The following is an 8,868-nucleotide window of genomic DNA, read 5'->3' as shown; positions in this document are numbered from 1 at the left end:
GATGCTCGCTTTCCGCGGGGCGGGCGGTGAGCCTCCTCGGCGTAAACGCCTGTGGGGTCTCACCTGTCCCGCTGCTCCCGCAGGAGTCTCGCACTTCCGCTCCAATCAACCTTAAATAGTTTCGTTTAAAAACAACAATCTTTACGAAAAGAGCCTTTATGAAAAACAAAAAGACCCCTCATCCAATAAAGGACGAAAGGTCTAGCTTCCGTGGTACCACCTTTGTTCAACTTTTCCATAATAAATAAACAGAAAAGCTGCACTTGATTCCTCTAACGCGGGAATTACGTCAGGTTTTCCTGAAGGCTCATAAGGTAGGTTCAATAATGAGGGGGCGATGAAGCCTTTCAGCACATTCCGAGCTTCACTCTCTTTACGCCATCAATAATTTACTTGGCCTTAATCAAAGCCATGCCGTCTTTAATTACTTGTGATTATGAAGGATATATCAGTACTCTGTCAATGATAATATATGCATGGACGATAAAAAATAGACATGAATTATGTGAAAATAATGACAGTAATTAAAAATACATGTAAAATGGTAATTATACATGATAACTATACTTAGAATCCTGGTTAGCGTATAAAAAGATTTATATAAATATAATTTTCTAAGGTGGAAAAGATTATGGCGAATTGGAATGGAGATATTGCGAAAATTGCTTTGCCCACGCCGTTTGCAGTGGGTGATGTGAATGTTTATGTCGTTAAAGGGGATGCTTTAACATTAATCGATACCGGCGTGAAAACAAAACGTTCAAAGGAAGCCTTGACTAACGGTCTTGGGGATTTGGGTCTGAAACTGACTGATATCGAACAAATCATTTTAACCCATCATCATCCCGATCATGCTGGTGCACTCGATTTCTTTGAAAAGGATATCCCGGTTTATGGACACAAAAATAATCAGCGCTGGCTTACTATCAGTGATGAGTTTCTTGAAACCCATAATCGTTTTTTCCTTGATTATGCCAAAAAGTTCGGAGTGGCAGAAGAACTGAAAAATAAACTGATCCATAACCGCGACGAAATCCGTTTCCTTAGTGAACGGAAACTGCATGGATATTTGGCTGAGGGGGATGAGCTCCCTGGTCTTCCAGGCTGGAAAGTGATCGAGACTCCAGGGCATGCGCAAAGCCATTTATCTTTTTATCGGGAAAGTGACGGGATCATGATCGCAGGCGATCACTTGCTTGCCAAGATTTCGCCTAACCCATTAATGGAACCACCTTTACTCCCTGGAGGCATGAGGCCTCGTCCGTTACTGCAATATAATGCATCACTTCAAAAATTATTGGATTTCCCCATATCCACTGTTTACTCAGGACATGGATCTGAAGTGGCAGGAGATGCAGTTGCAGACTTGATTCAATATAGATTCGAGCGGCAGCATAACCGTGCCATGCAGGTGAAAAGCATGCTTCAAGATAAGCCTTTATCTGTCTTTGAAGTGTGTCAGCAGCTGTTTCCGAAAGTATACCTTCAGGAAGTGGGCCTGACACTTTCGGAAACGGTCGGTCAGCTGGACTATTTAGAAGACTTGGGTGAAGTCCAAACAGAAATCCAATCAGGGGTCATTCTGTATTCAATCGCTTAATGTTCGCAAGGAGGCCGCTTTTTTTGAATAAGTTACAAGGTAAAGTTATTGTTATTACCGGTGCTTCCGGAGGGATTGGCAAGGAAGTTGCCATTCAAAGTGCAAAACAGGGAGGCCGTCTCGTCCTCTTGGCCAGAAGCATGGATAAATTACTGCTGCTGAAGAATGAACTGATCACCCAATATGGGATTGATGCATATGCCTATAAGCTTGACGTTGCAGACACTGATCAGGTGACAAATGTTTTTAATGACATCCATGAGCAAATAGGTGAAGTGGATGTGTTGGTCAACAATGCTGGTTTCGGCACGTTTAAAGAAGCGCAGGATACGGAATTAAATGAAACGAAAGCAATGTTTGCTGTCAACGTCATTGGATTAATGGCCTGCACAAAGCTGGTTCTGCCGTATATGAAGCAGAGAAAATCGGGGCATATCATCAATATCGCTTCACAGGCCGGTAAAATCGCCACTCCTAAATCAACATTGTACTCTTCTACCAAGTTCGCAGTTCTTGGCTATTCAAACGCACTTCGGCTCGAACTGATGGAAGATCATGTTTTTGTGACCACCGTCAATCCTGGCCCTATAGAAACGAATTTCTTTAACATTGCGGATGAATCAGGTACATACTTAAAGAACGTTGAAAAATTCATGCTTAAGCCTGGAGATGTCGCTGCTAAAATCGTTGCGGCGATGCTGACCAACAAGAGGGAAATCAATCTCCCTGGCTGGATGAATTTAGCTGGGAAATGGTATAACATGTTTCCGAAGGTCACCGAAACATTAGGAAAAAAAGCATTTTTCAAAAAGTAGGCTAGTCTTTCGATACCAGACGAAAAATGGTCCAATAATAGGTAAAGGGGAATGTCGATGACATTCCCCTTTGATTTAACCGAAGTTATCATTTGAATGGGTAACTATTTCATGGGGAGTCCGTCTATTTCTATTAGGAGGGATTTTCATGAAGATGATGGTAAACCTTTATATATATTTATTCGTCGCCCTTATTCTGGGCAGCTGTCAATCCCCCGATTGGAACATGGATGAATCCATTGATAAAGGGGAAGAAGGTTTCATTACGGATCTTGACGATAAGAGGATTTTAATTAAAGGGACGTACTATAAGGTGACCAATGATACATATATTCAAGATCAACATGGTAATGACCTCGATTATTCCGAACTGGAAATAGGGATGAAAGTGAAACCATGGCACCGGGGCGGGGTGAAGAAATCATTTCCTGGGAAAGCGGAAGCGGAATTGATTCTTGTTTTGACGGATGAAAATAGCTTGGCCGAACAAAGGGCGGTCATTGCTGCTCTCGATCATGTCAGCAAAGCGGAAAGTCAGCGATTCATGGTTCTCGAAGTCGCCCATTTACCTTCAGAGCATGTTTATAATATCGAAATGATGAATCGTTCCAACTTGGATTCTTCATTCATTGTGACAGTTGAGGATGTAACGGATGAAATATTATATATAAAATAAAACAACCGGACTGAATCACTTTGAATTCCGTCCGGCTGTTTGTCCTGGATTTTATAAAGTTTTCGCACCTAAATATTTTGGTTTCCAATAAGAATTATCCATATCCGTAATGGTTATTCCTTTGGAAGACGTAGCACTAATGAATTGACCATTTCCGATATAGATCCCAACATGGGATACTCCTGTTCTTCCAGAAGAAGTATCAAAGAATACAAGATCACCCTTAGCTGGTGAAGATACTTTTAAACCCGTATTGGAATAGAGCAAGGATGTTGTACGCGGTAAGGTAATTCCTTGAGATTTCTGGAATACGTAATAGACGAAGCCTGAGCAGTCAAATCCAGTTGGTGTTGTTCCGCCCCATTTGTAGGGTTTGCCTATTAAGGTTTTTGCATAGCTGATCAAGCTAGTATTATTGACATTATAAACACCAAGCGCATTAAATGTGTTACGGCCGGCAATTCCGTCGGCAGTCAACCCTTTGGCTTTTTGGAATTTTTTTACTGCAGATACAGAATAGGTGCCGTAATATGTAGTCAGTGAACCTGAATATGTGAAATAACCTTTGGTTTTTAATAGTTGTTGTAGTTGTTTGACATCACTATGTGTCATTCCGGGTCTGAGGGTTTGGTCTCCAATATTGGCAAAGGCTTGCAGTGGGGTTAGCATCATGGCAGATGCAACAGCAGCTGAAGCGATCCATTTCTTCATAATTTTCATTTCCTCTCTATCTATCTCTCTATTATTTCTTAACAATATTATCCTACAATACCATTATGACAAATAGACATAATTTTGGTTACATTTTCATTACAAAAAATGAGCATTAAGACTGGATTCCAAGTAGACGAAAGCCTGTTGAAAAGGGTGGGGGGATTTTAAAAGACTAAGCATATGGACCTACTTAAAATTATTCAAGCTACCAATTAATCTTTTTCAAAAAAACAATCTGGATGCTAAGTTTAAATTTGGTATTTTATCCATTTTTAGTATCTATTATATTTTTCAAGGAAATTACAATAAAAAGTAGAAATTTGTATGAAAACTTCCATTGAATAAGAACGTATATTCGGTTAAAGTTATGAATATAATAAAGCGAACGTATATTCTTGTTAGGGTGAAGAAATGATGGATTATGGGACGATGCCGAAACAATCAATTATGTGTATCGATATGAAAAGTTTTTATGCAAGCTGTTCAGCGGTCATGCTTGGTCTGGACCCGCTTGATTGTTATCTGGCGGTGGTTGGTGATTTGAAGAGGACAGGGAGCATTGTGCTCGCGGCTTCTCCAAAGATGAAGAAGGAATTTGGCATCAAGACAGGTTCGCGGATGTTTGAGATCCCGAATGACCCGAGGATTGTCGTCGTTGAACCTAAAATGGCGACTTATTTAAGGGTTTCGACGGAAATCACCCGCTTGTTCAACCGTTATGTGCCAAAAGAAGCGATTCACGTATATAGTGTGGACGAAAGTTTTGTGAAAGTCGATGGTGCCGCTTCTTTATGGGGAGATGCCCGCATGATAGCTGAAAAGATAAAAGATGAAATTGAACGGGAATTACAGCTCCCCTGTGCCATTGGAATTGGACCGAACATGCTCATGGCAAAACTTTGCCTTGATTTGGAAGCCAAACATCAGGGGATTGCAGAATGGAAGTATGAGGATGTGCCAAGCAAACTTTGGCCGATTTCCCCGCTTCGTGAAATGTGGGGGATCGGCAGGCGCGTAGAAAAAACCCTTCATGGAATGGGTATATTTACGGTTGGGCAGCTTGCCAATTATGATCTTGAATTACTTGAAGCGAAGTTTGGAATTATGGGCAATCAGCTTTACCACCATGCCTGGGGAATAGATTTATCCGATATGGGGGCAGCGATCATCGAAGGGCAGGTCAGCTTCGGCAAAAGTCAAATCCTGCTGCGGGATTATAAGGATGAGCATGAGGTAAAGCAGGTCATGCTGGAAATTTGCGAAGAAGTTGGAAGAAGGGCACGCACCCATCGTAAGGCAGGAAGAACGGTGAGCCTAGGCATTGGTTACAGCAAGGATGAGTTTGGCGGAGGTTTCCATCGTTCGCGTTCGATTAATGAACCGACCAACATCACGATGGAGTTATATAAAGTTTGCCTGGAGCTTTTCCATGAGAACTATAAGCAAAAAACGGTTCGAAGCATAGAGGTCAGACTCTCGAATATTGTGGATGATAATGAGATGCAGCTGACTTTATTTGATGCTTCGCGCTGGAAGAAGCGGGAATTGAGTTACACGGTTGATCGAATCCGCCACAAATATGGAGCCAAATCGTTATTGCGTGCCGTTTCGTATACAGAAGCAGGTACAGCCGTATACCGAAGCAAGCTGCTTGGTGGGCATAAGGCGTAAGGCTGACTTTGAAAGGAGGGAAAAGAATGATTCGTGATCGCGGCCGTATCAAATGGACATCGATGATGTTGCCGGAACATGTGAAGATGCTCCGGGATTGGGTGGTGGAGGATGGCTATGAAACGAAGCGCATCCTGGATGAGCAGCAACTGGAAGAAATGAATGCGGTAATGGGGGAAGCGATGGAGGAAAGAAAGGATGTCACGATTGCTCATTATGAAGGAAACCGGTATCAGCTGTTAATCGGCAGGATCCATTATTATAATGAGCTCACCCAAAAGCTCCATATCGTTGACCGGTTTGAGCAGGCTCACTATATCAGGCTTTCCGATATAGCGGATGTAAGGATAATGGAATGATGAGCGGAAGGGCTGTTCCCCAAGGGACAGCCTTTCATTTTCGAAACGGCATCGTGATGAAAGGACTGACGTGATATAAGAGAATCGGCATTTGTTAGAACGGTCCATGAGGAAAGTGATTTCCGTGAGGGCAGATCTTGCATAAGGAAGCAGGCAGTTTCGTTAACAGAAACGTTTTTATCGTTTATAATGGGGGAATGCAAAGACATCGGGAGGCAGCAATCATGTATATTGAATGGACGGAAACAGCGGCTGAGAAAATAGCCGGTAAGGTACAGGGACAAGAAGGATATTTACAGTTGAAATATGATACTGATGGCTGCGGCTGCGTGGTAAGTGGTGTGACGGCGCTATGGTGGGTCAACGAACCTGAAGAAGGTACCGAAAAAGTGGAAACAAACGGAATTCCGCTATATGTGGAGAAATCAAAAATGATTTTTCTTGATGAAGTCATGAAAATAGACTTTGTTGCGGAAGCGAACAGCTTTCAATTAAAAAGTCCGAATCAAATCTTAAATCCGAGGATGAGCTTTTTTAATAAAATCTAACTAAAAGCAAAAGAGGGGATCGTGGATACCCTCTCTTTTCTTCTCAGACAAGTTTTAGAAACTGATCGATTTGATCTTCATATTCTTTTGGATTTTCATTATAAGATTGAGCGTGGGCCCCTTTTTTAGCGATGTACAGCTGTTTTGGGCCCTCTTTTGCTGCATATAATTCCGCTGTCATGGAAGCGGGAATGAAACTGTCATTTTCACTATGGATGAAGAGCACGGGTTTTCGGATATTTTTCATATAATCGATTGGGGACACTTCATTGGTCCAATATCCGTCACGGAGTTTGATGAACGTACGCCCGAGCGGAAATACGGTCCAAGAAGGAAATGGGACTTCATGCTTGAGCTGGTGTTTGATCTGATCCTCGAAGTTTGAAAATGGACAGTCGGCAATGTAAAAATCAGCACCATCTTCAAGCATTCCGGCATATAAAAGCAGGGTTACGGCCCCCATGGATTCTCCATGAATGCCAATATGAAGGTCGGGCCCTTTGCGTCTTTTCAATTCATCGATTACGGCCTTCAGGTCGAATTTTTCATAATGTCCATAACTGCTCGTCTTGCCACCGGAATCCCCATGCCGGCGGTGGTCATAAATGATCGCATTGAAGCCCCGCTTAAGAAAAATGTTCATGTACTTAATCGAATTGACTTTGTTCTCCGTCACACCATGAGAAATGACCACCCACTTTTTGGTGTCATGCGGTTCGATAAACAAGCATTTCAAGGAATATCCGGATGGTGACGATACCCAAATTTCCGATTTAGGCAGATTATCAAAATCCTCAGTGATCAGGCGTTTAGCCATGATTTCACGATTCTGGATAAAATCATCTTCCTTCTTTTTCATGTACATGATCCGATTGGAAAAATAAAGGCCGACGCCGATGATATACGCTAGGATTCCAGCCAGTGTAAACCACCATTTCTTCATGAAAGGACCTCCTCGATTGATTTTCTTTATTTTACCATGAGGGAAATGGGAAAACACTGTCTGAAAACCATGATGAGGAAAACGGCAGTCGTGATATAATCATTTCATAAATGGCCAGGAGGTTTTAAGGATGAAAAAGAAACAGGCGCGAAAACAAAATCAAAGCAAAAACCAAGATAAAGATTCATCTTCATTGAAACTCGGTGATATGATCAATCAAGATATCATGTCCCAGCTTCGTCAAAAGCAAAAAGAACTTAATGAGGCTGAACAAGAGAAAAGGGAAGCGGAAGAAGAAAAAAAACGTGAAGAAAGAAAGCGGCGGGAGAAGAATAAATCATTCGAAGAACTATTGGGTGAAAGCAATTTGAACTGGAAGAACTATAAATAAAAACAGGGAGCAGTTAAAATTTTAAAAGGGCTGGCTCCCTTTTTCTGTTCAGGAAGATTTATTCCTTGCTGATATTCCTTTATTTTATAAAGTATAACGATTATATTAAAGATAAGTTCGATATGCTTTCATATCGGATGGACTACTATTAGCTGGTGATAGGATGCAAAATAAAATAGAAAAAGTACTGGAAGACCAATTATGTTTCCTGCTTTATGCAAGTTCGCGGGAAATGACGAAGAAATATAAACCGCTGCTTGATAAACTTGAAGTGACATATCCTCAATATCTTGTTCTGCTTCTATTATGGGAACAGGATACACTTACAGTAAAAAAACTTGGGGAGCTCCTTGCCCTCGACTCAGGAACGCTTACCCCCATGTTGAAACGAATGGAGCAGAATGGCTTGATTGTCCGTGAACGTTCCACTGAAGATGAACGGTCTGTCATGATTAAGTTGACGGAAAAGGGACTTGGTTTACAGGAAGATGCCTGTTTCATTCCCGATCGCATTTCGGCAATGTCGGGTGGAGATAAGAAGGTGGTTGAGGATTTAAAAGCTTCGCTGCTCCAACTATTGAAAACATTACAGGAATTTTAGCGAAGAAAAGACGCTTGGGAACCCCAAGCGTCTTTTTATTGATTGGATTTAGTCTACATCTATTTCAAAGGCGACATCCACATTGCCATTGATTGCTTTTGAATAAGGACACATTTGATGCGCTTTATGAACAAGGGTTTCGAAAGTTTCCTTGTCGACCCCGGATCCCTTCACAGCCAAAGTTACAGCCAAGCTGTACTGATGCATCTCACCCATCAATAGACTGACGCTTGCGGTAACTTTTGAATCGAAAGAAACGCGTTCGATTTTACCAACTGATTGCAAAGCGCTATCAAAACATGCAGCATATCCAGCTGCAAAAAGCTGTTCCGGATTAGATGCTTCAGGCATCTGTTTAGCCCTTGGTGTTCCAGGCATCGCAATATCAACTGTGAAATTGCCGTCAGCAGAAATTGCCGTTCCTTCTCTTCCGCCATCGACTGTTACAGAGGTTGTAAATAATGTTTTTGTCATCATTTTTTCTCCCTTATCTTTTTATTTTAATTGTGCACAACTGAATTGTACAATATTAATTTTGGGATGTCCAATG

The 8,868-nt window shown here is 41.7% G+C and carries 11 protein-coding genes; 8 read left to right on the top strand and 3 right to left on the bottom strand.

Annotation, left to right across the window (positions count from 1 at the left end):
* Nucleotides 1-631: 631 nt before the first annotated feature.
* The 3 genes from AC1DIV_RS26335 (at nt 632) to AC1DIV_RS26325 (ending at nt 3,091) form a co-directional block, all read left to right on the top strand.
* A complete protein-coding gene (locus AC1DIV_RS26335; RefSeq protein ID WP_048680215.1) occupies nt 632-1,600 on the top strand; it encodes an MBL fold metallo-hydrolase in 969 nt (322 codons plus the stop codon).
* Between the two features lie 23 nt (nt 1,601-1,623).
* The gene (locus tag AC1DIV_RS26330; RefSeq protein ID WP_323597773.1) at nt 1,624-2,415 is read left to right on the top strand and encodes an SDR family NAD(P)-dependent oxidoreductase; all 792 of its coding nucleotides are present in this window, start codon (nt 1,624-1,626) and stop codon (nt 2,413-2,415) included.
* A gap of 148 nt (nt 2,416-2,563) precedes the next feature.
* Complete coding sequence (locus AC1DIV_RS26325; protein ID WP_477577700.1) at nt 2,564-3,091, top strand: hypothetical protein; 528 nt, start codon at nt 2,564-2,566, stop codon at nt 3,089-3,091.
* 51 nt (nt 3,092-3,142) lie between these two features.
* Here the strand turns inward: AC1DIV_RS26325 and AC1DIV_RS26320 are convergent, their stop codons facing one another.
* Nucleotides 3,143-3,802, bottom strand: a complete 660-nt coding sequence (locus tag AC1DIV_RS26320; RefSeq protein WP_034308187.1) for a C40 family peptidase — start codon at nt 3,800-3,802, stop codon at nt 3,143-3,145.
* A gap of 414 nt (nt 3,803-4,216) precedes the next feature.
* Between AC1DIV_RS26320 and AC1DIV_RS26315 the strand changes: the two genes are divergently transcribed.
* From AC1DIV_RS26315 to AC1DIV_RS26305, 3 genes are all read left to right on the top strand, one after another.
* Nucleotides 4,217-5,476: a Y-family DNA polymerase gene (locus tag AC1DIV_RS26315; protein ID WP_048680204.1), complete on the top strand. Its 1,260-nt coding sequence runs from the start codon at nt 4,217-4,219 to the stop codon at nt 5,474-5,476.
* A gap of 26 nt (nt 5,477-5,502) precedes the next feature.
* On the top strand, nt 5,503-5,835 hold the full coding sequence (locus AC1DIV_RS26310) for a YolD-like family protein (protein WP_054400243.1): 333 nt from the start codon (nt 5,503-5,505) through the stop codon (nt 5,833-5,835).
* Between the two features lie 224 nt (nt 5,836-6,059).
* The gene (locus tag AC1DIV_RS26305) at nt 6,060-6,383 is read left to right on the top strand and encodes an iron-sulfur cluster biosynthesis family protein (RefSeq protein WP_048680197.1); all 324 of its coding nucleotides are present in this window, start codon (nt 6,060-6,062) and stop codon (nt 6,381-6,383) included.
* A gap of 43 nt (nt 6,384-6,426) precedes the next feature.
* Here AC1DIV_RS26305 and AC1DIV_RS26300 read toward each other — a convergent pair whose 3' ends face one another.
* The gene (locus AC1DIV_RS26300) at nt 6,427-7,326 is read right to left on the bottom strand and encodes an alpha/beta hydrolase (RefSeq protein ID WP_055348374.1); all 900 of its coding nucleotides are present in this window, start codon (nt 7,324-7,326) and stop codon (nt 6,427-6,429) included.
* 130 nt (nt 7,327-7,456) lie between these two features.
* Here AC1DIV_RS26300 and AC1DIV_RS26295 point away from each other — a divergent pair, with 130 nt between their 5' ends.
* Both AC1DIV_RS26295 and AC1DIV_RS26290 read left to right on the top strand, forming a co-directional pair.
* Nucleotides 7,457-7,717, top strand: coding sequence for a YqkE family protein (locus tag AC1DIV_RS26295; RefSeq protein ID WP_477577698.1), 261 nt, complete (start codon nt 7,457-7,459; stop codon nt 7,715-7,717).
* Nucleotides 7,718-7,880: 163 nt separating this feature from the next.
* A complete protein-coding gene (locus AC1DIV_RS26290; RefSeq protein ID WP_323597769.1) occupies nt 7,881-8,318 on the top strand; it encodes a MarR family winged helix-turn-helix transcriptional regulator in 438 nt (145 codons plus the stop codon).
* 48 nt (nt 8,319-8,366) lie between these two features.
* Here the strand turns inward: AC1DIV_RS26290 and AC1DIV_RS26285 are convergent, their stop codons facing one another.
* Nucleotides 8,367-8,792, bottom strand: a complete 426-nt coding sequence (locus AC1DIV_RS26285) for an Ohr family peroxiredoxin (RefSeq protein WP_053535641.1) — start codon at nt 8,790-8,792, stop codon at nt 8,367-8,369.
* Nucleotides 8,793-8,868 lie beyond the last annotated feature (76 nt).

It is taken from the genome of Peribacillus sp. 05N428 (genome assembly GCF_056397085.1).
The sequence above is the reverse complement of the archived record's forward strand: the minus strand, read 5'-3'. Positions and strand labels throughout refer to the sequence as shown.